The sequence below is a fragment of the Mesorhizobium sp. C089B genome, from assembly GCF_030323125.1.
In the GTDB taxonomy this organism is placed as follows: domain Bacteria; phylum Pseudomonadota; class Alphaproteobacteria; order Rhizobiales; family Rhizobiaceae; genus Mesorhizobium.
The window spans coordinates 1407483-1430489 of record NZ_CP100469.1 but is presented as its reverse complement, the minus strand read 5'-3'; the positions used below and the strand labels follow the sequence as shown (position 1 = coordinate 1430489).

Sequence of the window (23007 nt, the reverse complement as noted above, 5' to 3'; positions counted from 1 at the left end):
TCATTGAATATCTTTAAGGCCAAAGCCGGCAAATGGATTGCTTGCCGGTTCCCCTGCGTCAGGCATAACCTGCGCAGTCGACGCGTGAGGGCGCGTGCGGCATCAAGGGGAGGACATCGCAGTGACCATACAAGGCGCATCACCTGATCTATACAATGAGGATCTGGCTCCGGCCAAAGTCCGAAACTGGGGGCCGTTCTCGATCTTCAACGTCTGGACGTCGGACGTCCACAGCCTCTGGGGCTATTATCTCGCCGCAAGCCTGTTCCTGTTTTGCGGCGGCTTCGTCAATTTCATCATCGCCATCGGCATCGGTTCGCTGATCATCTACGCGCTGATGAACATGGTCGGCTATGCCGGCGTGAAGACCGGCGTGCCCTACCCCGTGCTGGCGCGCGCCTCCTTCGGCATCTGGGGCGCCAACATTCCGGCCCTGGTGCGCGCCATCGTCGCCTGCTTCTGGTACGGCGCGCAGACGGCGGCGGCATCGGGCGCGATCGTGGCGTTGCTGATCCGCTCGCAATGGTTCGCCGATTTCAACGCCAACACGCATTTCCTCGGCCATACGGGTCTGGAAGTGATCTGTTTTGTGGTCATCTGGGCACTGCAATTGCTGATCATCCAGAACGGCATGGAAACGGTGCGCCGCTTCCAGGATTGGGCCGGCCCGGCGGTGTGGGTGATGATGTTGATCCTGGCGATCTATCTCTGTGTAAAATCCGGGAGATTTGCCTTTACCAGCGACATCCCGATGGATGTGCTGCTCGACAAGACAAAGGATGCCGGCGTACCCGGAACCCCTGGCTCCTGGACGTCGCTGTTTGCGGTGGCCGCGATCTGGGTCACCTATTTCTCGGCGCTCTATCTCAATTTCTGCGATTTCGCCCGCTATGCCCCAGACAAGGCATCGCTGCGCAAGGGCAACATCTGGGGCCTGCCGATCAATCTCATCCTGTTCTCGCTGGTCGCCGGCGTGACCACCATCGCTGCCTTCGACGTCTATGGCGAAGTGCTTCTGCATCCCGACCAGATCTCGGCGAAATTCGACAGCTGGTTCCTGGCAGCGCTTGCAGCCCTGACTTTTGCCGTGGCAACGCTCGGCATCAATGTGGTGGCAAACTTCGTCTCGCCGGCCTTCGACTTCTCCAATGTCTTTCCCCGGCAGATCGACTTCAAGAAGGGCGGCTATATCGCGGCCGTGATCGCGCTGGTGCTTTATCCCTTCGCGCCGTGGGAAGGCAGTGCCGCGTCTTTCGTCAACGTCATCGGCGCGACGATGGGGCCGATCTTCGGGGTGATGATGGTCGACTACTATCTGATCCGGAAGGGCGAGGTCGACGTCGAGGCACTGTACCGCGAAGATGGCGAGTTCCGCTTCCAGGGCGGCTGGCACGTCAACGCCTTCATAGCCGCCGGCATCGGCGCCATCTTCTCCTCGGTCCTGCCGAACTTCACCAACTTGCTGCCGGCATGGTGGGGCGTTTATGGCTGGTTCTTCGGCGTCGGCATTGCAGGGGTCATCTACTACGTCCTTCGCACCGCCGCCCTTGGCGCAGGGGCCAGGACGGCGAAGGCGTGAAATTGAGGGATAGGGAGTAGTCAGTAGTCAGTAGTCAGTAGTCAGTAGTCAGTAGGGAATAATACCCCTACTCCCTACTCCCTACTCCCTACTCCCTACTCCCTACTCCCTACTCCCTACTCCCTACTCCCTACTCCCTACTCCCTACTCCCTACTCCACCATCTCAGCCAACCTCCGCACCGTGTTCCAGTTGCGTGCGGTGCCGATGCCCATGCGCTTGTGGTTCATGGCAGCGAGCAGCCGCGAGCTTGGCCGCTCGCGCGAAAAGACGACCCAGATGTCGCCGTCGACCGAAGCCACCTTCTCGTCCTCGGCGGCATAGGCCTGGAGCGCGGCCACACCATCCGCTGGCGCTGGCTTGCGCATCACCCGCACAGCCACCTGATCGCCTGCCTCGGCAGAGTCGGCCGGGAATGGGTTGCCGGCGGCAAGTTTCAGCCAATCCTCGGCAGTGCGCACGATGATGACGACATTGCGGCCGAAGGTTTTTTCGAAGGCCGTTTCCAGCCGCTGTTCCAGCTTGGCGATGCCGGTCGCCCGTGTCTCGAAGACCAGATTGCCGGTCGCCACCAGGGTGCGCGGGTTCTTCAGCCCAAGCTGTTCAGCCATCGCCTTGAGGTCGGCCATGACGACCCGGCGGCCTTCGCCGAGGATAATGCTGTAGAGCAGCGCAACATAGGTTTGCATGGCAACGCGGCCTGCTTATACCAGCCGCGACTGGTCCACCGCGGCCGAGATGAAGCTGGCGAACAGGGGATGCGGCTCCAGCGGCCGGCTCTTCAGCTCAGGGTGATACTGGACGCCGATAAACCAGGGATGGTCGGGATATTCGACGGTTTCCGGCAGCACACCGTCGGGCGACATGCCGGCAAACACCAGGCCGCAATCTTCTAGCCGCTCCTTGTAGTCGATATTGACCTCGTAGCGGTGGCGATGGCGCTCGGAAATCTGGGTGTCGCCATAGATGTCGGCGATCTTCGAACCCTTGGCGAGTTCAGCCTGATAGGCGCCAAGCCGCATGGTGCCGCCGAGATCGCCCGTTTCGCGGCGCTTCTCCAGCATGTTGCCTTTCAGCCATTCGGTCATCAGGCCGACGACCGGCTCGTCGGTCGGACCGAATTCGGTCGACGAGGCGTGTTCGACGCCGGCCAGCGAGCGCGCTGCCTCGATGCAGGCCATCTGCATGCCGAAGCAGATGCCGAAATACGGCACCTTGCGCTCGCGGGCGAATTTCGCCGCCAGGATCTTGCCTTCCGAGCCGCGCTCGCCGAAGCCGCCGGGCACCAGGATGCCATGCACCTTTTCCAGCCACGGCGTCGGGTCTTCCTTCTCGAAAATCTCGCTCTCGATCCAGTCGAGCTTGACCTTGACGCGGTTGGCCATGCCGCCATGCGACAAAGCCTCGATCAGCGATTTGTAGGCATCCTTGAGGCCGGTGTATTTGCCGACAATGGCGATCGTTACCTCGCCTTCCGGATTGTGGATGCGGTTGGACACGGCCTGCCAGGGCTCCATGCGCGGCTTCGGCGCCGGATCGATACCGAAGGCGGCCAGCACTTCCGAATCGAGCCCTTCCTTGTGGTAAGCCATCGGCACGTCATAGATGTGGGGCACGTCGAGCGCCTGGATGACGGCGCTCTCGCGCACATTGCAGAACAGCGACAGTTTTCTGCGCTCTTCCTTGGGGATGGCGCGGTCGGCGCGGACCAGCAGGATATCGGGCGCGATGCCGATGCCGCGCAGTTCCTTGACCGAATGCTGGGTCGGCTTGGTCTTCAACTCGCCGGCCGTGGGGATGTAAGGCATCAAGGTCAGGTGGACATAGACGGCGTTGTTGCGCGGCAGATCGTTGCCGAGCTGGCGGATAGCCTCGAGAAACGGCATCGCCTCGATATCGCCAACCGTACCGCCGATCTCGCACAGCACGAAATCATAGTCGTCATTGCCGTCGAGCACGAAATTCTTGATCTCATCGGTGACATGCGGAATGACCTGCACGGTGGCGCCGAGATAGTCGCCGCGCCGTTCGCGCTCGATGATGTTCTTGTAGATGCGGCCGGTGGTGATGTTGTCTTGCTGGTTGGCCGAGCGGCCGGTGAAGCGCTCGTAATGGCCAAGATCGAGATCGGTCTCGGCGCCGTCATCGGTGACGAAAACCTCGCCATGCTGGTAAGGCGACATCGTTCCGGGATCGACATTGAGATAGGGATCGAGCTTTTTGATGCGTGCGCGATAGCCTCGCGCCTGCAAGAGAGCCCCAAGGGCCGCTGCAGCGATGCCTTTTCCAAGTGAGGAAACCACGCCGCCTGTGATGAATACATATCGCGCCATGGGAGTCATCGCTTAACGCGGCCGAATTGATTCCGCCAGAGAAAAAACCGCCGCTGAGGCTTTTTCCAGAGAAGGCGCGATAGTCCCGAGGTTCGAGACTGGTGTTTTGGTCAAAACAAAAGGGCCGGCAAAAGCCGGCCCTTTCGGCAGGTTTGTGAAAGCGTCAGATGATGACGACCTTGGTGCCGACCCTGACGCGGCTGTAGAGGTCCATGACGTGCTCGTTGATCATGCGGAAGCAGCCATTGGAAGCGCTGGTTCCGATCGACTGCGGCGCGATGGTGCCGTGGATGCGCAGATGCGTGTCCTTCTTGCCGTCGTAGAGATAGATGGCGCGGGCGCCGAGCGGGTTCTGGCCGCCGCCGGGCATGCCGTCCTTGTACTGGCCATAATGCTTGGGTTCGCGCTTCTGCATGTCGAGCGTCGGGATCCAGCGCGGCCATTCCTGCTTGTCGCCAACGGCAACCTTGCCCTTGAACTGCAGGCCTTCGCGGCCGACCGCGATCGCATAGCGGCGGGCGGTGAAAGCCGATTCGACGAGGTAGAGGCGGCGCGCGCTGGTATCGATGACGATCGTACCCGGCTCATAGCCGCTGAATTCGACGTCCTGCGGCACGAATTCCGGCTTCACCTTGAACTGCTTCTTGGCTTGCCGCTTGGCGAGAGCCTGGTCGAGCGCGCGCGTTTCGGGGAGATAGGCAATCGACGAGGCAGAGGACGTGCCGCCGAACAGGCCGGCGAACAGTCCGCCGCTCGTCGGCTTCTGGCCCGGGGCCTCGCTGCGCAATTCGCCATTGTTGCCGGTCAGCGCGATATTCATCGCTTCGGCCGGAAGCGGTTCAGCCGATTCGATCGGCTCGATCGGCGCGATCGGGTCAACCGGAGCGATGATCTTGGTGGTCTTCTTGCCTGGCTTGGCGTCGGCAACCACGACCGGCTTGCCCTTGCTTGCCAGGAACGCCTGGCGCTGGGCATCGGCCCTGGCTTTCGCCGCATCGCGCATCGCCAGCTTGCGGGCCTCGAGCGCCTTGACGCGGGCGAGATCCCTGTCGGCGGCGATCTTGTCTTCGAGCTTGCTGATCTGAGCCAGATCATCCGGGCTCGGGTTTTTCTTCTTCTTGAGAAGCTTCAGCTGCGTCGCATCGCTCTTGGCGGCGACGTTGATGACAGCGGTTTTGCCAACCGCCTGCGGTGAGGTCATTGCCGGAGTGCCGGCGAAGACCGCGGAGCTCATGCCGAATACGGCACAAAACCCCATGAAAATGAAGCTGCGAAGCTGCATGGCGAAGATCCGATCGTTCAATGCTTGTTGCCCACGGCGTCGCCCGGCGCCCCCCAAGGGCGCAGAAAGTGCCGCCGGCAATCTATAATCGAAGTGGCGTACGGGCCTCAAGCACGGGGTGCGGTCGAATCTTCGTGATCGTGTGCCATTTGCCGCGACTGTGTTGAAACAACAACAGATCGCGGCATCTGACGCTACCGACTACTGGTTCGGAACCTGCGGTGTCACCGGCAAGGTAACGCCATTGGTAGCCGGCGGCGTAGCCGAATCGGTTGCAGGTGGCATCGCCGGAGATGGAGCCGTCGCCGGGGCCGTGGTGGCGGGCGGCGTGGTGGCGGCGCCGTTGGCCGCGGGCGCGGCCGGTGCGGTGTTGCCCGAAGGCGGCGTCGGCGCCGTCGTGCCGGGCAACTGATTGAGCACGCCGTTGCCGCTGTCGGCCGGCACGCGGTCGAGAATGTCGATCGGTTTTTCGCCATAGCGGGCAACGATCGAGAGTGTCAGCGACGTCACGAAGAAGGCCGCGGCCAGGATCGCCGTCGCCCGCGTCAGCGCATTGGCGGCGCCACGCGCGGTCATGAAACCGGAACCGCCGCCAATGCCGAGACCACCGCCTTCGGAGCGTTGCAGCAGCACCACGCCGACAAGGGCGAGCACGACCATGAGGTGGATGACGATCAGTACGGTTTCCATATTTTATCCTGGCAAGCCCTGCCGCTCCCTGGCGATCAGGGCCGGTGATTTGGAGGCGGCTCCATACAATGCTTTAACGGCATTTCCAAGCCCGTGGCCGGAATATGGGAAGCAATGCGCCCTTTGCAACGATTTCCGCCGAACTGCTGCGTTCATAAGTCTATGACCGAACTGGTCGGCAACGAAATTCCGGGGCCTACGAGATATTCTGGTATGCCTCGGCGATGGCGAGAAAGTCGGACGCCTTCAGGCTGGCGCCGCCAACCAGCGCGCCATCGACGTTTTTGACGCCTAGCAGTTCGACAGCGTTGGACGCCTTGACCGAGCCGCCATAGAGGATGCGCATCTTGCCGGCCACGGCTGCGCCGAGCGCTTCCGCCAGTTTTTGGCGGATATGCGCGTGCGCCTCCGCCACGTCTTCGGCGGTCGGCGTCAGGCCGGTGCCGATAGCCCATACCGGCTCGTAGGCGATAACGGTGTTGGCGGGCGTTGCGCTCGGTGGCACCGAGCCGGCGACCTGGCGCGATAACACGTCGAGTGCTGTGCCCGCTTCGCGCTCGGCCTTGGTCTCGCCGATGCAGATGATGGCGACGAGCCCTGCCCGCCACGCCGCCGAGGCCTTGGCGAGGACGATGGCATCGTCCTCGCTGCGCTGTTCGCGGCACTCGGAATGGCCGACAATGACGTGGCTGGCGCCCGCATCCTTCAGCATCTCGGCTGAGACGCAGCCGGTGAAGGCGCCGCTTTCCTTGATGTGGCAGTCCTCGCCACCGGCCCGCACCGGCGTGCGCGACAGGATTTCGACGGCGCGCGACAGTAAGGTCGCCGGCACGCAGACCAATGCTTCGGTCTCTGCGTCGAGCCCGCTCATGAAGCCGTTGCCGATCATCCTGAGCTCGTTCAGCGAAGCGCTGGTGCCGTTCATTTTCCAGTTGCCGGCAACGAGCGGTCGAATTCCTGGCGTCATGGGGATCTGGTTCTCCGGGCGACATTGGGGTCTCGCCCTCCCTATCAAAATCAGGCCACAAAGCAATCGACAGTGAGCCGGAAGGGCGCTATTGCGCTTGTTTCAGACTCGGGCGCACGCAAAACTGCGCAAAAATCGGAAGTAACAATGCTTGGTATATTGAGAAGCGCGGCAGGGACCTGGGTCGCGAAAGCCCTGCTGTCGCTGCTGGTGTTGAGTTTCCTTGCCTGGGGCGTCACCACGCGGATGACGGGCGGCTTCCTGGCTGGCCATCATGCGGTGATCACCGCCGGCAGCACCACCGTGTCGATCACCGAGTACCGCCTCGCCTACGATCGCCAGATCGCCATGCTGCAGCAGCAGATCGGCCAGCGCATCAGCCGCGACCAGGCCAAGGCCTATGGCATCGACAACCAGGTGCTGGCTCAGTTGGTGTCCGGCGCCGTCCTTGACGAACAGGCGCGCAAGCTCGGGCTTGGCTTCTCCAAGGACAGGCTGGCCGAACTGACGCGGCAGGAACCCGCCTTCCAAGGCCCGAATGGCCAGTTCGACCGCCGGCTGTTCGAATCCCGGCTGCGCGAACTGGGAATGCGGCCGGAGGATTATCTGAAGAACCGGGCTCAGGTGGCGGTGCGCCAGCAGATCGTCGAAGCGGTTTCGGACGGCCTCAAGGCTCCGGACACCTTCTTCAAGGCAGTTGCGCTCTATCGGGGCGAAGACCGCACCATCGACTATCTGATCTTGCCAAAGGCGTTGGTGGAGCCCATCGAGGCGCCATCCGACAGCGTGCTTCAGGCTTATTTCGAGGCCAACAAGAAAACCTACGCGGCGCCAGAATACCGCAAATTCTCCTATGTCCGGCTCGAGCCCGAAGACATCATGGATGTCAGCGCCGTAACGGACCAGCAGGTCAGCGACGACTACAACAAGAACAAGGGCCGCTACACCACGCCGGAAATGCGCACCATCGAACAGCTGGTGTTCCCTTCCGCGGACGCCGCCAAGGCGGCATCCGATTCGCTGAAGACGGGCGCCACTTTCGACAAGATCGTCACCGCGCAGGGCAAGACCCCGGCCGACACGCTGCTCGGCACGCTCTCCAAGGATAAGATCACCGACAAGGCGGTCGCCGATGCCGCATTCGCGCTTGCCGTCAACGAAGTCAGCCCGGTCGTCCAGGGCGCGTTCGGTCCGGTGCTTTTGCGCGTCACCGAGATCAAACCGGAAACGGTGAAGCCGCTGGCGGAAGTGTCAGACCAGATCCGAAAGGATCTGGCGCTCGGCGAAGCAAGCCGCATCCTGCTCGACGTGCACGACAACTACGAAGACACCCGCGCCGCCGGCAGCACGCTGGCCGAAGCCGCCGCCAAACTGAAGCTCAAGGACGTCACCGTCGAGGCCATAGACCGCACCGGCCTCAAGCCGGACGGCACCATCATCAAGGACCTGCCGGCATCGCCGGACCTGATCAAGGCGGTGTTCGAGGCCGAGCCCAACACCGAGAATCAAGCCCTGACCACGCCTAACAACGGCTTCGTGTTCTATGAACTGACATCGATCACGCCGGCTCGCGACCGCACGCTGGACGAAGTCCGCCAGCGCGTGGTGGCGGACTGGACGACAGAGGAAACGACCAAGCGGCTGACCGCGAAAGCAGACGAACTCGACAAGCGCCTCAAGGCTGGCACCACACTCGACGTCATCGCCGGCGAACTGAAGCTTGAAAAGCAGACCAAGCGCGGCGTGAAGCGCGAGGCCGACGATGTCGATTTCGGCAAGGAGGGTGCTGCTGCGATGTTCGGGGTCGGCGAAGGCGGCACCGGGCTGATCCCCTCGCCCATCGGCGACGGCCAGATCCTGTTCAAGGTCGCCGAAGTGTTCGAGCCGGCCGGAGCCGACGCCAGCTCGGTACCCGACGATGCGCAAAAATCCTTCACGCAAGGCATGTCCGACGATCTGCTCGACCAGCTGGTGGCGCAGTTGCAGACGCAGTACGCCGTCAGCGTCGACCAGGCCGCCGTTTCCCAAGCCCTCGCCCAATGAATGGCCTTAGCCCAATGAACGTCTTGGCCCAATGAGCGCCCTGAAGACCCATATCGCCAAGGTCGCCACGGGAACCGGGCTTACCTTCGAGGAAGCGCGCGAAGCTTTCGACATCATCATGTCTGGCGACGCGACGCCGGGCCAGATCGGCGGCTTCCTGATGGCGTTGCGCGTGCGCGGGGAGACCGTGAGCGAGATTTCCGGCGCCGTCGCCACCATGCGTGCCAAGATGCTGCGCGTCGAAGCTCCTGAGGGCGCCATCGACATTGTCGGCACGGGCGGCGACAATTCGCATTCAGTCAACATCTCGACCGCTTCGGCCTTCGTCATTGCCGGCTGCGGCGTGCCGGTCGCCAAGCACGGCAATCGCGGCCTGTCGTCGCTGACGGGCGCTGCCGATGTGCTGGTCGCGCTCGGCGTCAAGATCGATATCCTGCCAGAGGTGATCGGCCGCTGCATCCAGGAGGCCGGCGTCGGCTTCATGTTCGCGCCGGCGCACCACCCTGCGATGAAGCATGTCGGCCCGACCCGCGTCGAGCTCGGCACGCGTACCATCTTCAACCTGCTCGGACCGCTGTCCAATCCGGCTGGCGTCAGCAGGCAGATGGTCGGCGTGTTCCTGCCGGAATGGATCGTGCCGGTGGCCGAGACATTGAAGGCGTTGGGCACCGAGCATGCCTGGGTGGTCCATGGGGATGGCTATGACGAAATCACCACCACCGGCGAAACGCAGGTGGCGGAACTGGCCGGCGGCGAGATCCGCCATTTCACGCTCACCCCGGAAGCCGTCGGCCTGCAGCGCCACACCAAGGACGAGTTGCGCGGCGGCGACGCCGCCTACAATGCCACGGCGTTGCGCGACATGCTGAGAGGTGCTGCCGGGGCCTATCGCGATACGGTGCTGATGAACGCCGGCGCCGGCATGGTGGTGGCCGGCAAGGCGACGACGCTTGCCGACGGCATGGCCGCGGCCACACAGGCCATCGACAGCGGCCGGGCGCTGGGCGTGCTCGACAGGCTGGTCGAGATTTCGAACGGATGAGCCGTGGCTGACATTCTGCGCAAGATCGAGGCCTACAAGCGCGACGAGATCGCGGCGGCGAAGGCGCGGATACCGTTGGCCGAGATCAAGGCGCGAGCCAAGGATGCCGACGCACCGCGTGGCTTTCGGAGGGCGCTTGAGGCGAAGCGCAGATCGGGCAGCTTCGGCCTGATCGCCGAGATCAAAAAGGCAAGCCCATCCAAAGGCTTGATCCGTGCCGATTTCGACCCGCCCGCACTGGCGCAGGCCTATGAGAAAGGCGGTGCCGCCTGTCTTTCGGTGCTGACCGATGCGCCATCCTTCCAGGGCGCGCCGGAATTTCTCACCAATGCACGGAAGGCAGTGTCCCTGCCCGCGCTGCGCAAGGATTTCCTGTTCGACCCTTACCAGGTCTACGAGGCTCGCGCATGGGGCGCCGATGCCATCCTGATCATCATGGCCAGCGTCGATGATGCCTTGGCGAGCGAATTGGAAGCGACCGCGTTCGAACTCGGCATGGACGCGCTGATCGAGGTGCATGACGAGGCCGAGACGCAGCGCGCGGTAAAACTCTCGTCGCAGCTGATCGGCATCAACAACCGCAATCTCAGAACATTCGAGACCAGCCTCGAGACCTCGGAACGGCTGGCATCGATGGTGCCGGGCGGCCGATTGCTGGTTAGCGAGAGCGGAATTTTCACCCACGACGATTGCTTCAGGATGCAAAAGACCGGCATCAGCACCTTCCTCGTCGGCGAGAGCCTGATGCGGCAAGAGGATGTCGCTGCGGCAACGCGGCTGCTTTTGACAGGCAAGGCGAAAGCAGAGGCCATCTGAGGATGGCAGCCGCCCTCACCCATCTCGGCGCCAAGGGCGAGGCCAACATGGTCGATGTCGGCGAGAAGGCGGAGACGACGCGCACGGCGGTCGCCGAGGGCTTTGTCTCGATGCGGGCCGAAACCCTGAAGATGATCCTCGACGGCGACGCCAAGAAGGGCGATGTGCTGGGTACCGCGCGCATTGCCGGCATCATGGCTGCCAAGAAAACGCATGAGCTGATCCCACTCTGCCATCCGCTGCTTTTGACCAAGGTGTCGGTCGACATCGAACCGGACACCACGCTGCCCGGCCTCAGGGTCACCGCGCTCGCCCGCGTCACCGGCAAGACCGGGGTCGAGATGGAGGCGCTGACCGCGGCATCTGTCGCGTGCCTGACCATTTACGACATGGCCAAGGCGGTCGACCGCGCCATGGTGATTTCCGGTATAAAGCTGGTGGAAAAGACCGGCGGCAAGTCCGGCGACTACAAGGCGGGTTCGTAAATGGCGCTGGTTCCAGTCGCCGAGGCGCTTCAACGCCTACTCGACGGCGCTGTGGCGTTGCCCGGTGAAAGCGTCGCGCTGGCGGATGCGGCCGGCCGGGTGCTGGCGGAGCCGGTCGTGGCGCTGCGTACCCAGCCGCCTTTCAATGCATCTGCCATGGACGGCTATGCCGCACGGGCGCAGGATGTGGCGACCCTCCCGGCGAGGCTTTCGGTGATCGGCACGGCGCCTGCAGGGCGCGGCTTTGACGGCGCTGTCGGCAAGGCGGAAGCCGTGCGCATCTTCACCGGCGCGCCGCTGCCTGAAGGCGCAGACACCATCGTCATCCAGGAAAATGTTCGCGATCTCGGCGGTGGCCGGATCGAGGTCACCGAACCGACGGCGAAGAACCGCAACATCCGCCGCCTTGGACTGGATTTTGCCCAAGGCGACGTGCTGCTGGAGAAAGGCCGCGTGCTCGATCCGGCTGCATTGTCGCTGGCGGCGTCGGCCAATCATCCCCGGTTGAACGTGGTGCAACGGCCGCTGGTCGCCATCATCGCCACCGGCGACGAATTGCTGCCACCGGGCAGCGAACCTGGCCCCGACCAGATCATCTCGTCCAACGCCTATGGCGTCGCTGCTGTGGCGCAGTCGGTCGGCGCCCGCGCCCTCGATCTCGGTATAGCGGCCGATCGCAAGGAAGCGATCGCGGCGCTGGTGAAAAAGGCGGTCGATGCGAAAGCCGACGTCATCGTCACGCTCGGCGGCGCCTCGGTCGGCGACCATGATCTCGTTCATGACGTGCTGACCGGCGAAGGCATGAACCTCGACTTCTGGAAGCTCGCCATGCGCCCGGGTAAGCCGCTGATGTTCGGGCGGCTGGGCGATATCAGGTGCATCGGCCTGCCCGGCAATCCGGTGGCGAGCCTGGTCTGCTCGCAATTGTTCCTGAAGCCGCTGTTGGCGCAGCTCGGCGGCCGTCCCCACCGGCAGGACATCCGCCAGGCTCAGCTTGGCGCCGCGATGCCGGCCAATGATCTAAGGCAAGACTATGTGCGCGCCGTGGTCCGGGAAGAAGCCGGCGCATTGGTGGCGACACCATTCGGCATCCAGGATTCCTCGATGCTGAGAATGCTGGCCGACGCCAACGGCCTGATCGTGCGCGAGCCCTTCGCTCCGGCGGCAGAAGCAGGCGCCGCTTGCAGCGTTCTGATGTTGCGCTGAAGGTCGCGGATCCAAACCGTTAATTCCAAGAGACAAGACTGGTTGTTACTCCGCCAGCAATGTCCGCGTCAGCGGATGTGTCGGATCGGCAAGCCCGTCGACGATGCTGAAATGATGCCGGTCCGGCTCGACCACTGTGCTGGTCGTGGCGCCGAGGCCGATCCAGATGTTGGCAAGCAGCGCATTCTGGCGCAGGAACTCCGCCCGCTCGCCGCCGCCGGCCCAGCAGGTGATGCGCGCGCCCTGCATGGGGCGCAGCAGAACCGGGCTTTCGGCCAGTGCTTCCGCTTCATCGATGGCCAGTGTCGCGTTCATCCCCGTCCGCATGATTGGCCGCAGGTCATGGACGCCGGAGATCGAGACGACATTGCGCACGCGGCCCGCCACATCGGCGGCCAGGGGTGTCGTTGTCGTCACCATCCTGGAGGCGAGATGGCCGCCGGCGGAATGCCCGGTCAGGATCACCGGCCCGCCGACCATCGTCGCCGCCTTGCCGATCGCCGCCGCGATTTCCCTAACGATGCCGGAAATGCGTATGTCGGGACAAAGCGTGTAAGTCGGCATTGCCACGGCAAAGCCATTGGCAACCGCGCCGTTGGCCAGATGCGACCATGGCTTGTTGTCGAACGCCTTCCAGTAACCGCCATGGATGAAGACGACGAGCCCTTTGGGCATGACATCGGGAAGGAACAGATCGAGCCTGTTGCGCGGGCTGTCGCCATAGGCGATGTCGAGCTTGGCCCGACCGGACGCCGACATTGTGTCGCGAAAAGCCTGTGCCGGTGTGTCCCACGCGGCCGGCCAGCGATTGCTGCCGGCAATGTTGTCGCCGTTGGCGTAGGCATTGTCCCAATCGGCAACACGATGTTGGAGCATCTGCATCCCTCCCGGATGGCTTCAGTTCAGTCGACAGGAATGGCCGCCGAACAGGGCGGCGTCAATGCTGCGGCCTAAAAACATTTTAGGCTTGAAACAAATTTCGACTGGTGCGATCCTGCGCCTTGTTCAGCCATGGGCGCGAGGCAGACAGGGGCAGCCGAAAATGCTTGGGCCATCAGCGCATATCGACACATTCACGCGCGACAACCTGCCGCCGCCGGAGCAATGGCCGGAGTTTTTGCTCGACGGCTTCGACTATCCCGACCACATAAATGCCGGCGTCGAATTGACCGACAGGCTGGTCGAAAAAGGGTTCGGCGACCACACCGCGCTGATCGGCAATGGCCGCCGCCGCACCTACAAGGAACTGTCCGACTGGACCAACAGGCTCGCCCATGCCCTGGTCGAGAATTATGGCGTCAAGCCGGGCAACCGGGTGCTGATCCGCTCGGCCAACAACCCGGCCATGGTCGCCTGTTGGCTGGCCGCCACCAAGGTTGGCGCGGTGGTCGTCAACACCATGCCGATGCTGCGCGCCGGCGAACTCGCCAAGATCGTCGACAAGGCGGAAATCACGGTTGCGCTTTGCGATACAAGGCTGATGGACGAGATGACCGCCTGCGCCAAGGGCAATGCGTATCTCAAGCAGGTCATTGGCTTCGACGGCACGGCCAACCATGACGCGGAACTCGACCGAGCCGCCCTCGACAAGCCGGTCACCTTCACTGCCGTCAACACCGGCCGCGACGATGTCGCGCTGCTCGGCTTCACCTCCGGCACCACCGGCGTGCCGAAGGCGACGATGCATTTCCACCGCGACCTGCTGATCGTCGCCGACGCCTATGCCCGCGAAATCCTGGAGGTGACGCCCGACGACATCTTCGTCGGCTCCCCGCCCCTTGCCTTTACCTTCGGTCTTGGCGGGCTCGCCATCTTCCCGCTGCGCTTCGGCGCCGCGGCGACGCTGCTGGAACAGGCGACGCCACCCAACATGATCCACATCATCGAGACCTACAAAGCGACCATTTCCTTCACCGCTCCAACCGCCTATCGGGCCATGCTCAAGGCCATGGATCAAGGCGCTGACTTGTCCTCGCTGCGCGTCGCGGTTTCGGCGGGCGAGACGCTGCCGGCGCCTGTCTTCGAGGAATGGACTGAGAAGACCGGCAAGCCGATCCTCGATGGGATCGGCGCCACCGAGATGCTGCATATCTTCATCTCCAACCGCTTCGACGACATGAAGCCGGCCTCCACCGGCAAACCCGTCGGCGGCTATCAGGCACGCATCGTCGATGACGAGATGCGGGAGTTGCCGCGCGGCTCTACTGGCCGGCTGGCGGTGCGCGGCCCGACCGGCTGCCGCTACATGGCCGATGCCAGGCAAAAGGACTATGTCCGCGACGGCTGGAATCTCACCGGCGATACGTTCACGCAGGACGAGGATGGCTTCTTCCACTTCGCCGCGCGTTCCGACGACATGATCGTCAGCGCCGGCTACAACATCGCCGGCCCCGAGGTCGAAGCGGCGCTGCTCTCGCATCCCGACGTCGCCGAATGCGCGGTGACCGGCGCCGAGGACGGCGAACGCGGCCAGATCGTCGAGGCGCATATCGTGCTTGTGCAAGGCGTTTCGCCGGACGCATTGACCGTCAAACGCCTGCAGGACCACGTCAAGGCAACGATCGCGCCCTACAAATATCCGCGTTCGGTGAAGTTCATCGACGCCTTGCCCAAAACCCAGACCGGCAAGATCCAGCGCTTCCGGTTGCGCGCGGAGAAGATCAATTGATTAAGCCGCACGATCCGGCGTCCGATGGCGCGCAGATGTCGTTCAAGGAGCGGATGTCCTACAGCGACTATCTGCAGCTGGACAAGGTGCTCGATGCGCAGGCGCCGCTGTCTTCTGCCCATGACGAGATGCTGTTCATCATCCAGCATCAGACATCCGAATTGTGGATGAAACTGGCCCTCCACGAGATCGGCGCCGCGATCCGCTCGATCCGCGCCGACCGCCTCGAACCGAGCTTCAAGATGCTGTCGCGTGTCGCGCGCATCTTCGAGCAGCTCAACAATGCCTGGGACGTGCTGCGCACGATGACGCCAAGCGAATACACCGAGTTTCGCGACGCGCTCGGCCAATCCTCGGGCTTCCAGTCGTGGCAGTACCGCGCTATCGAGTTCATGGCCGGCAACCGCAACCTTGCCATGCTCGGGCCGCACAAGCACCGGCCCGACCTTACGGACAGGCTGGAAGCCATCCTGGCCACGCCGTCGCTCTATGACGAGGCGCTTCTGCTTTTGGCGCGCAATGGCTTCGACATCGGCGCCGACGCCGGGCGCACGGACTGGCGCGAGACGCGCGTCGAGAACGAAGAAGTGCTGGCTGCCTGGCAAACCGTCTACCGCGACCCGCAGCGCTACTGGATGCTCTACGAACTGGCCGAGAAGCTGGTCGACTTCGAGGATTATTTCCGCCGCTGGCGCTTCAACCACGTCACAACGGTCGAGCGCATCATCGGCTTGAAGCGCGGCACGGGCGGCACCTCAGGCGCCTCCTATCTGAAGAAGATGCTGGAGGTCGTGCTGTTTCCGGAGCTCTGGACGGTCCGCACCCGGCTCTAGAGCATTTCACCGTTTAACGGAAACGGCGAAATGCTCTAGCAGGCTGCTGCAAAAGTCTGATCGTTGCTGATCTCGATATTTTTGACGGAAGTTTTCTGTTGTCTGCGCGATTTTCGCGGCGGGTTGCAGCTGAGCTTGCTGCGCGAGTTGCGGTCCTTTCTGCTGACGGTTATGCGATCTGCCCTTTCAGGAGCTTTGGGATGCGAACCAGATTGTAGGCGATGACCGCAAAGGTGAAGACGGCCTCCACTCTTGGCTGCCCTCGCAATTTGGTTTTGGCCAATCCGCCCGGCTTCTTCACCCAGCCGAATATCTCCTCGATGCGTTTGCGGATGCGCTGGCTGATCACATAGCCGGCATGGCGCGTGGTGCGCCCGTCGATAGCGGTCTTGCGCACCGTGCCCGCGCTTGAGACCGTGCCTTGTATGGCGATGTGCGGAGTGACTTGGCGCTGGCGCAGGTCGCCAACGAAATCCATGACGTCATAGGCCTTGTCGGCGCCCAGCGTGATGCGATGTTTGCCTTGCCGCCGGTCGAGCATGACAAGCGTGGCTTCCCGCTCGGCCTTGCCGGTGGCGTGCGTCAACGTTGCATCGACCGCCAGCCCGTTGCGGTTCTCCATCAGCACATGGCCCATGAAGCACAGGCGGCTCGGATGGCCGTCCGCCTTGCGGTAGAGCCGGGCGTCGGGATCGGTCGTGGAGGCATGTGTCTGATTCGAGCGCTTCTCCTTGCGGAAGTTGCGCTCGCCATTGCGCCCTGGCCCTGGCGGATCGCCCGAACCATCCTTCGGGCGGAAGCTCTTCATCGAAGCCCAGGCATCGATCAGCGTGCCGTCCACCGAAAAATGCTCGCTCGACAGAAGCTTGCTCACCCGCTTGAGGCCCATCAGTTCACCCAAAAACTCTCGCGCCACATCGGCTTCAAGCAGCCGGTCGCGATTGTGGGTGAAAACCGTCGCATGCCACGCCGGCGCGTCAAGCGGCAGGCCAACGAACCAGCGGAACAGCAGATTGTAATCAATCTGCTCCATCAGTTGCCGTTCCGAACGAACCGAGAAGAACGCTTGCAGCAGTGTCGCCCGCAGCAACATCTCCGGTGGGATCGACGGCCGGCCCATGCCCGAATAGAGCGCCTCGAAGCGACCATCCAGACGACCAAGCACTTCATCGCACAACTGCCGGATCGCCCGCAGAGGATGATCCAACGGGATGCGCTTCTCTAACGGAACATAGCTGAAAAGGCTTCCCGGTCCTTCACTACGACCCCGCATCGCAAATCACTCCCGTTGTCAGACGAAAGTGAATCATAAAACAAAGCCAAATGCGACTTTTGCAGCAGCCTGCTAGCTCTTTGATTGACGCAATTTCGGACGGAAAACCGCTTCACACTTTTCCTGAAATTGCTCTAGTTTCTCACGTAACCGCGGTCTTCACCGCGAAGCGGGCGTCCTGCCAGGCGCCGGTGCGCAGAATATCCTCCAGGACTTCGACCGCCTGCCAGACATCGCCATATCCGACATAGAGCGGCGTGAAGCCGAAACGGATGGTCGACGGCGCCCGGAAATCGCCGATCACGCCGCGCTCGATCAGCGCGCGCATCACCTGATAGCCATGCGGATGGAGGAACGACACCTGGCTGCCGCGCTGGCTGCCGTCGCGAGGACTTTCCAGTTCAAGCCCGTAGGCGCCGCATCTGGCTTCGACGAGCTGGATAAACAGGTCGGTCAGCGCGATGCTTTTTCTGCGCACCGCCGCCATGTCGACGTCGTTCCAGATATCGAGCGCGCCCTTGAGCGCCCGCATCGACAGCACCGGCTGCGTTCCGCATAGGAAGCGGCGGATGCCGCTGCCGACGGCAAAGCCCTGCTCGAAGGCAAACGGCCGCGCATGGCCCCACCAGCCGCTGAGCGGCTGGCTGATATCACCATGGTGGCGCTCGGCCGCGTAGATGAAGGCCGGCGAGCCCGGGCCGCCATTGAGGTATTTGTAGGTGCAGCCGACAGCGAAATCGGCATTGGCACGGTCGAGTTCGACCGGCAAGGCGCCGGCGGTGTGGCAGAGATCCCAGATGATCAGCGCGCCGGCGTCATGTGCCTTGCGCGTCAGCGCCGCCATGTCGCGCAACTGGCCGGATTTGTAGTTGACGTGGTTGACCAGGATGACGGCAACGCTGTCGTCGATCAGGTCCTCGATTGCGGCCGCGTCGACGCCCTCCAGCCGCAGCCGCGTTCCCGGCCGGGTCGAGGCGACGCCTTCGGCCATGTAGAGGTCGGTCGGGAAACTGTCGCCCTCGGCAACGATGACCGACCGATTCGGCCGCATGCCGAGCGCGGCGTGCAGCAGCTTGTAGATGTTGATCGAGGTTGTGTCGCAGACCACCGTCTGCCCGTCAGCCGCGCCGATCAGTCGTCCGAGCTGATCTCCCAGTTCCACCGGCATGTTGAACCAGCCAGCCGTGTTCCAGGCGCGAATGAGGTCCTGCGCCCATTCCTGCGTGGCGGCCTGCTGCAGTTCGCTGAAGACGACCGCTGACGCGGCGCCCAGGGAATTGCCGTCGAGATAAATCACGCCTTGCGGCAAGACAAAGAGTTCGCGCATGGAGCGCAGCGGATCGGCGGCATCCATTGCTTCGATTGTAGCGAGATCGGGTGTCGTGCTCATGATCCGGCGCCCCTCCATGGACAAACGCGCGCGGCGGAGCCTGCCGCCCAAACATGCCGGCGATCTTGAGTGGTCGCCCTTGAACTGTCAAACATTATATATAATTCACCCATTGAAAGGCTTTGATATATAATGATCCGCCGAGCGTTTATATCTGATGGATCACGATGCTGGATGACGAGCAGACCTCGAAGACGGAAGCGGCCTATCGCCTGCTCAGGCGCGATATTCTTGCGACCCGGCTGGCGCCTGCCGCGCCGTTGAAGCTGAGCACGCTGCGCAACACCTACGGCATCGGCTGGACGCCGTTGCGCGAGGCGCTGTCGCGGCTGGAGGCGGAACGGCTTGTGACCGCCATCAGCAACCGCGGGTTTGCGGTCGCTCCCGTCTCTCGGGCGGAGCTCGAGGATTTGGCGCGTGCGCGGCTGGTGGTCGAACTGCCCCTGCTGGTGGAATCGATCGAGGAGGGCGACCGTGAGTGGGAAGACGCGGTCGTTGCCGCCCACTATCGTCTCTCACGGTGCGGGTCTGTTCTCGACGATCCATCGGATGATGCGGTCGACGCGTGGTACGAAAAACACGATGCCTTCCATGCGGCGCTGCTCAGTGCCGCGACATCCAGCTGGCTGCTGCGCTTCAATGCGACGATTTCCGACCAATTGCATCGCCATCACCGCTTTCTGGGTCTGGCCCCGACGCTGCGCGCCGCCGCCGGCCGCACGGATGGCCACCGGAAGGCCGTGGCGGCCCTGCGCGACGCCGTGGCGATCGAACACCATACCGCCCTGATGGAAGCGGCCCTCGATCGCGACGTCGAACGTGCGAAAACTCTGATGACCGCTCACATCGGCTACACGCTGCAGGTCTATGCCCAGAGTGAACCCGGCGCGGATGCTGCGCAGCCCCATCCGAAAAGGAAGCGGCGATCGTAGCCGACGACGCAGGGCACTTTGTCTTCGTTTCACCCCGTTGCCGGCCAACGACTACGAGCGCCGCTCGCGGTGCCGAACGTCACGCTGAACAAAACGTCAACACATTCATTAAACTTTAAAAGGTTGCGGAACACAACTGGAACAGATAGTGTTTGTTCTGGGTTTGTTTTTTCTGATTCTGGTTTCAGAACCCCTGGGGGCCGCGATGCTGACGCGCAAACAACATGAGCTTCTGATGTTCATCCATGAACGCCTGAAGGAGAGCGGAATCCCGCCGTCCTTCGATGAGATGAAGGAAGCGCTTGACCTCGCCTCCAAGTCCGGCATCCACCGCCTGATCACGGCGCTTGAGGAGCGCGGTTTCATTCGCCGGCTGCCGAACCGGGCGCGCGCGCTGGAAGTGCTGCGGCTGCCCGACTCGATCGCACCAGGCCTCAATGCGGCGAGGAAGTTTTCGCCGAGCGTCATTCAGGGCAGTCTTGGTCAAACCGGCCAAGGGCAAGGCGGCCAGGGACAAGGCGCGATGGGCCAAGGCGGTATCGGCCGCCAGATCAAGCCGGGCTCGCCGTCGCGTTCGATGTCGGCCGGCAATGACGACGCCGTTTCGGCGGTGTCGATCCCGGTGATGGGACGCATTGCTGCCGGTGTGCCGATCGACGCCATCCAGCATCAGACCCATTCGATCTCGGTGCCGCCTGACATGATCATGGGCGGTGAACACTACGCGCTCGAGGTCAAGGGCGATTCGATGATCGAGGCCGGCATTTTCGATGGCGACACGGTCATCATCCGCAATGCCGACACAGCCAGCCCCGGCGAGATCGTGGTGGCGTTGGTCGACGATGAGGAAGCGACCCTGAAACGCTTCCGCCGCAAGGGCGCCTCGATCGCCCTGGAAGCCGCCAACCCGGCCTACGAGACCCGCATTTTTGGACCGGACAGGGTGAAGGTGCAGGGCAAGCTTGTCGGATTGATCCGGCGCTACTGAGCCGGCTTGGGTTTGTACTTTTCACGCTGGTTGTAAGGCGGCAGGCCGCGCGCTTCGCGGGAGAAGCGGCGCTGCTCGTGCCAGGGGCGATACGGCTTGTCGACGGCGAAGCGGATGGTTGGCGCTGCAGCTGCCGATTGCGGATCGAAGAAGACGGCGGCGCTGCCGTCGCGGGCCAGCTGTTTCTTCGTCACGACCAGCACCAGCGGGTCGCGGCACGGATTGTAGGCCGTGGCGTCATCGATGACGATCAGGCTAGCGAAGGCACAGGCCGGCCGCGCCGTCTTGCGGTCTTTGGCAAGGGCTACAATGGCTCCGGAAGGGTGTCGGGCGATACAGAGATCGCCCATGCAATAGAAGGGCGACCCGGGCGGCAGATCGAGCGGATCGAGATCGAACCGCGTATCTGTTGCCTCGAAAATCTCGGGCGGGATAATGGTTTCGGCCCGCAGCGCCCGTTTCCAATTGTCCGTGGTGAATTCGTTGGAGCGTTCGCGGTTGAGGGCGAGTTCGCCGCCACCTATCGGCATGGCCACCAGATGTGCGTCCTCGGATATGAGCACGTCGGGCGTAAGCACCTGCGGCACCGTCAACAGGCCGGCCAGCGCGAAAGGCACGGCCGCCAGCCTGAGCCAGGTGGTGGCCATGGTGGCGATGACGAGGGCGACCGCCACCAACAGCACCGAGCGGATGGAGATCAGCCCGACGGCGTCGACCGGCGAGCGCTCGGAAATCCAGGCCGATATAGCGATCATCGCCATCAGACCCTTGCCCATCACATAGAGGAACGGCCCGTCGGCGCCGAACGGCATCGCCAGTGCGCTGAGCACGGCAAAGGGCATGACGATCAACGAAACAATCGGCATCACGGCCAGATTGGCGATCAGGCTGAGCGGCGACACACGCTGAAAATGCCAGATGGCGAACAGCAAGGTTGCACTGCCGGCGATGATCGAGGTCATGGCGAGGCCGCCCATGGCCAGCGCGAATTTTCGCGACAGGAAGCCGACGAAGGAGCGCTTTGCCAGCGGCGTTCTCACCTTGTCGGCGCGGTAATCGGCCCAGCCGGCATAGGCGCCGACAAGGGCGGCGGTGGCGGCAAACGACATCTGGAAGCTGGGACCGACCACCTCGTGCGGCGACACCAGGATGACGGCGATGGCGGAGATCGCCAGATTGCGCATGGTGAGTGCGGCGCGATCAAACAGCACGGCGACAAGCATGACCGCCAGCATGATGAAGCTGCGCTCGGCGGCAACCACGACGCCTGAAATAACGAGATAGGCGGCGATGGAGACGAGTGCTGCCACTGCTGCATATTTCTTGACTGGGCGGCGCGAAGAGAAATCGGGAAACAGCGCAAAGGCGCCACGCAGCAACGCCATGATGGTGCCGGCAACCAGCGCCATGTGCAGGCCGGAGATGGAGATGATGTGGTAGATGCCGGTGCGCCGCATCGCTTCGTTGACCTCGTCCGGGATGCCGGCGCGCACGCCGACAATCAACGCCGCGGCAATCTCGCCTTCGGCGCCGCCGATCTTGCCCCTGATATGGTCGGCAATGTTTTCGCGCGCGTTCTCGATTGCCGAGGAGAGCCGTGCGGTCAGCGGCGGCGGTCCCTGCGTAGCAATGGTTTTCGGATTGCCGAGAAAGAAGCCGCTGCCGCCGATGCCGGTGAAATAGCTGTCGAAGGAGAAATCGTAGCTCTCCGGCCGCACCGGACCGGTCGGCGGCAACAGCCTGGCATAGCCGGTGATCAGGGAGCCGGCGGTCATATCGGCGGGAACGGTCCGCGCCGAGAGCCTGACCCGCTCCGGGGCGTAGCGCAGCTTGGGGTAAGCGGTCGAAACCACGTCGAGCGTCAGCCTGATGCGCCCGCTCTCCATCTGTTCGAGACTGACGACGCGGCCGGTCAGCCGTGTCTGGATCTCGGAGCCGAGCATCTGCGTTCCGGCGCGCCAGGTCTCGACCTTGGCGGCGACGACGCCGAGCGCGCACAGCATCGCGGCCATGCAGAACAGATGCGTCCTCGGCCGAGGTCGCGTGGCGACAGCGCAACATGTCGCCAGCACCACAATGGCGATTGGCTGCGCAAAGCCGGGCTCGCCGGCCAGCGAGAAATAAATGATGACGCCGGCCGCCAGGAAAACCGGCACCAGCAGGAAGGCGACGCCCCGGTCGAGCTCCGTGTTGGCGGCCACGGCAAGGCTGCGGCGGAGCGCGGGCCATGACGGACGGCGAAGCCGTCTGCGCAGACGGGCGATAGATCCGGGCGCTGTGGCTTGCGCCGGCAAGGCGTGACCGGGCAGCGCAGGCGCGACGCCGGGATGCGGCTCCGGCAGCGCGAGGGGCAGCGGCTCGGCATAGGGACTATCGGCAAACAGCGAGCGTTCGCTGACGCTTGCCTCGGCGCCTTCGCCTTCCTTCGTGCCCCGGCCACGTCCAGCCATCGGGTCTGCCCCTTGCGCCCCAGACCTCCTA

At 63.3% G+C, this 23007-nt stretch carries 19 protein-coding genes; 10 read left to right on the top strand and 9 right to left on the bottom strand.

Annotation, left to right across the window (positions count from 1 at the left end):
* Positions 1 to 121 precede the first annotated feature (121 nt).
* Positions 122 to 1579: an NCS1 family nucleobase:cation symporter-1 gene (locus NLY44_RS07180; protein WP_023688556.1), complete on the top strand. Its 1458-nt coding sequence runs from the start codon at positions 122 to 124 to the stop codon at positions 1577 to 1579.
* A 151-nt stretch (positions 1580 to 1730) separates the two neighbouring features.
* Here the strand turns inward: NLY44_RS07180 and NLY44_RS07175 are convergent, their stop codons facing one another.
* The 5 genes from NLY44_RS07175 to tpiA form a co-directional block, all read right to left on the bottom strand.
* Positions 1731 to 2267 (bottom strand): DUF1697 domain-containing protein, encoded by a 537-nt coding sequence (locus NLY44_RS07175; RefSeq protein WP_023702848.1) that lies wholly within the window; start codon positions 2265 to 2267, stop codon positions 1731 to 1733.
* Between the two features lie 15 nt (positions 2268 to 2282).
* Positions 2283 to 3920, bottom strand: coding sequence for a CTP synthase (gene pyrG, locus NLY44_RS07170; protein WP_081725397.1), 1638 nt, complete (start codon positions 3918 to 3920; stop codon positions 2283 to 2285).
* A 154-nt stretch (positions 3921 to 4074) separates the two neighbouring features.
* Positions 4075 to 5193, bottom strand: coding sequence for a L,D-transpeptidase (locus NLY44_RS07165; protein WP_023693456.1), 1119 nt, complete (start codon positions 5191 to 5193; stop codon positions 4075 to 4077).
* Positions 5194 to 5394: 201 nt separating this feature from the next.
* Positions 5395 to 5883 (bottom strand): preprotein translocase subunit SecG, encoded by a 489-nt coding sequence (gene secG / locus NLY44_RS07160; protein ID WP_023806113.1) that lies wholly within the window; start codon positions 5881 to 5883, stop codon positions 5395 to 5397.
* Positions 5884 to 6079: 196 nt separating this feature from the next.
* Positions 6080 to 6850, bottom strand: a complete 771-nt coding sequence (tpiA, locus tag NLY44_RS07155; protein ID WP_023688559.1) for a triose-phosphate isomerase — start codon at positions 6848 to 6850, stop codon at positions 6080 to 6082.
* A 147-nt stretch (positions 6851 to 6997) separates the two neighbouring features.
* Between tpiA and NLY44_RS07150 the strand changes: the two genes are divergently transcribed.
* Genes NLY44_RS07150 through NLY44_RS07130 form a run of 5 tightly spaced genes read left to right on the top strand, consistent with a single transcriptional unit; the run spans position 6998 to position 12442 of the window.
* The gene (locus tag NLY44_RS07150; RefSeq protein WP_023806112.1) at positions 6998 to 8893 is read left to right on the top strand and encodes a peptidylprolyl isomerase; all 1896 of its coding nucleotides are present in this window, start codon (positions 6998 to 7000) and stop codon (positions 8891 to 8893) included.
* A gap of 31 nt (positions 8894 to 8924) precedes the next feature.
* Complete coding sequence (trpD, locus tag NLY44_RS07145; protein ID WP_023684712.1) at positions 8925 to 9935, top strand: anthranilate phosphoribosyltransferase; 1011 nt, start codon at positions 8925 to 8927, stop codon at positions 9933 to 9935.
* A gap of 3 nt (positions 9936 to 9938) precedes the next feature.
* Positions 9939 to 10751, top strand: a complete 813-nt coding sequence (trpC, locus tag NLY44_RS07140) for an indole-3-glycerol phosphate synthase TrpC (protein WP_023684711.1) — start codon at positions 9939 to 9941, stop codon at positions 10749 to 10751.
* Positions 10752 to 10753: 2 nt separating this feature from the next.
* Positions 10754 to 11236 (top strand): cyclic pyranopterin monophosphate synthase MoaC, encoded by a 483-nt coding sequence (moaC, locus tag NLY44_RS07135; protein ID WP_023684710.1) that lies wholly within the window; start codon positions 10754 to 10756, stop codon positions 11234 to 11236.
* Entirely contained in the window at positions 11237 to 12442 is a 1206-nt protein-coding gene (locus NLY44_RS07130) for a molybdopterin molybdotransferase MoeA (RefSeq protein WP_023806111.1), read from the top strand.
* Between the two features lie 45 nt (positions 12443 to 12487).
* Here the strand turns inward: NLY44_RS07130 and NLY44_RS07125 are convergent, their stop codons facing one another.
* Positions 12488 to 13318 (bottom strand): hormone-sensitive lipase, encoded by an 831-nt coding sequence (locus NLY44_RS07125; protein ID WP_023671046.1) that lies wholly within the window; start codon positions 13316 to 13318, stop codon positions 12488 to 12490.
* 166 nt (positions 13319 to 13484) lie between these two features.
* Here NLY44_RS07125 and NLY44_RS07120 point away from each other — a divergent pair, with 166 nt between their 5' ends.
* Together NLY44_RS07120 and kynA are read left to right on the top strand one after the other, a co-directional pair.
* The gene (locus NLY44_RS07120; protein ID WP_023684707.1) at positions 13485 to 15110 is read left to right on the top strand and encodes an AMP-binding protein; all 1626 of its coding nucleotides are present in this window, start codon (positions 13485 to 13487) and stop codon (positions 15108 to 15110) included.
* Positions 15107 to 15943 (top strand): tryptophan 2,3-dioxygenase, encoded by an 837-nt coding sequence (gene kynA / locus NLY44_RS07115; RefSeq protein ID WP_031356151.1) that lies wholly within the window; start codon positions 15107 to 15109, stop codon positions 15941 to 15943. Before NLY44_RS07120 ends, kynA begins: the two co-directional genes overlap by 4 nt.
* Before the next feature lie 169 nt (positions 15944 to 16112).
* Here the strand turns inward: kynA and NLY44_RS07110 are convergent, their stop codons facing one another.
* Together NLY44_RS07110 and kynU are read right to left on the bottom strand one after the other, a co-directional pair.
* Positions 16113 to 17216 carry an IS5 family transposase gene (locus tag NLY44_RS07110; protein ID WP_286455856.1) on the bottom strand — a complete coding sequence of 368 codons (1104 nt, stop codon included), beginning with the start codon at positions 17214 to 17216 and terminating at the stop codon, positions 16113 to 16115.
* 142 nt (positions 17217 to 17358) lie between these two features.
* Positions 17359 to 18606, bottom strand: a complete 1248-nt coding sequence (kynU, locus tag NLY44_RS07105) for a kynureninase (RefSeq protein ID WP_023806108.1) — start codon at positions 18604 to 18606, stop codon at positions 17359 to 17361.
* Positions 18607 to 18773: 167 nt separating this feature from the next.
* Here kynU and NLY44_RS07100 point away from each other — a divergent pair, with 167 nt between their 5' ends.
* Both NLY44_RS07100 and lexA read left to right on the top strand, forming a co-directional pair.
* The gene (locus NLY44_RS07100; RefSeq protein ID WP_023700721.1) at positions 18774 to 19538 is read left to right on the top strand and encodes a GntR family transcriptional regulator; all 765 of its coding nucleotides are present in this window, start codon (positions 18774 to 18776) and stop codon (positions 19536 to 19538) included.
* A gap of 205 nt (positions 19539 to 19743) precedes the next feature.
* A complete protein-coding gene (lexA, locus tag NLY44_RS07095; protein WP_023693449.1) occupies positions 19744 to 20526 on the top strand; it encodes a transcriptional repressor LexA in 783 nt (260 codons plus the stop codon).
* Here lexA and NLY44_RS07090 read toward each other — a convergent pair.
* Positions 20520 to 22976, bottom strand: a complete 2457-nt coding sequence (locus NLY44_RS07090) for a ComEC/Rec2 family competence protein (protein WP_023700722.1) — start codon at positions 22974 to 22976, stop codon at positions 20520 to 20522. The two genes, lexA and NLY44_RS07090, sit on opposite strands and share 7 nt — an antisense overlap.
* Between the last annotated feature and the right edge of the window lie 31 nt (positions 22977 to 23007).

What these genes read in the sequence shown, in the direction of transcription:
- NLY44_RS07175 (WP_023702848.1), bottom strand. Translation starts at nt 2,267, where the DNA reads ATGCAAACCTATGTTGCGCTGCTCTACAGCATTATCCTCGGCGAAGGC.
- pyrG (WP_081725397.1), bottom strand. Translation starts at nt 3,920, where the DNA reads ATGACTCCCATGGCGCGATATGTATTCATCACAGGCGGCGTGGTTTCC.
- NLY44_RS07165 (WP_023693456.1), bottom strand. Translation starts at nt 5,193, where the DNA reads ATGCAGCTTCGCAGCTTCATTTTCATGGGGTTTTGTGCCGTATTCGGC.
- secG (WP_023806113.1), bottom strand. Translation starts at nt 5,883, where the DNA reads ATGGAAACCGTACTGATCGTCATCCACCTCATGGTCGTGCTCGCCCTT.
- tpiA (WP_023688559.1), bottom strand. Translation starts at nt 6,850, where the DNA reads ATGACGCCAGGAATTCGACCGCTCGTTGCCGGCAACTGGAAAATGAAC.
- NLY44_RS07150 (WP_023806112.1), top strand. Translation starts at nt 6,998, where the DNA reads ATGCTTGGTATATTGAGAAGCGCGGCAGGGACCTGGGTCGCGAAAGCC.
- trpD (WP_023684712.1), top strand. Translation starts at nt 8,925, where the DNA reads ATGAGCGCCCTGAAGACCCATATCGCCAAGGTCGCCACGGGAACCGGG.
- moaC (WP_023684710.1), top strand. Translation starts at nt 10,754, where the DNA reads ATGGCAGCCGCCCTCACCCATCTCGGCGCCAAGGGCGAGGCCAACATG.
- NLY44_RS07130 (WP_023806111.1), top strand. Translation starts at nt 11,237, where the DNA reads ATGGCGCTGGTTCCAGTCGCCGAGGCGCTTCAACGCCTACTCGACGGC.
- NLY44_RS07125 (WP_023671046.1), bottom strand. Translation starts at nt 13,318, where the DNA reads ATGCTCCAACATCGTGTTGCCGATTGGGACAATGCCTACGCCAACGGC.
- NLY44_RS07120 (WP_023684707.1), top strand. Translation starts at nt 13,485, where the DNA reads ATGCTTGGGCCATCAGCGCATATCGACACATTCACGCGCGACAACCTG.
- NLY44_RS07110 (WP_286455856.1), bottom strand. Translation starts at nt 17,216, where the DNA reads ATGCGGGGTCGTAGTGAAGGACCGGGAAGCCTTTTCAGCTATGTTCCG.
- kynU (WP_023806108.1), bottom strand. Translation starts at nt 18,606, where the DNA reads ATGAGCACGACACCCGATCTCGCTACAATCGAAGCAATGGATGCCGCC.
- NLY44_RS07100 (WP_023700721.1), top strand. Translation starts at nt 18,774, where the DNA reads ATGCTGGATGACGAGCAGACCTCGAAGACGGAAGCGGCCTATCGCCTG.
- lexA (WP_023693449.1), top strand. Translation starts at nt 19,744, where the DNA reads ATGCTGACGCGCAAACAACATGAGCTTCTGATGTTCATCCATGAACGC.
- NLY44_RS07090 (WP_023700722.1), bottom strand. Translation starts at nt 22,976, where the DNA reads ATGGCTGGACGTGGCCGGGGCACGAAGGAAGGCGAAGGCGCCGAGGCA.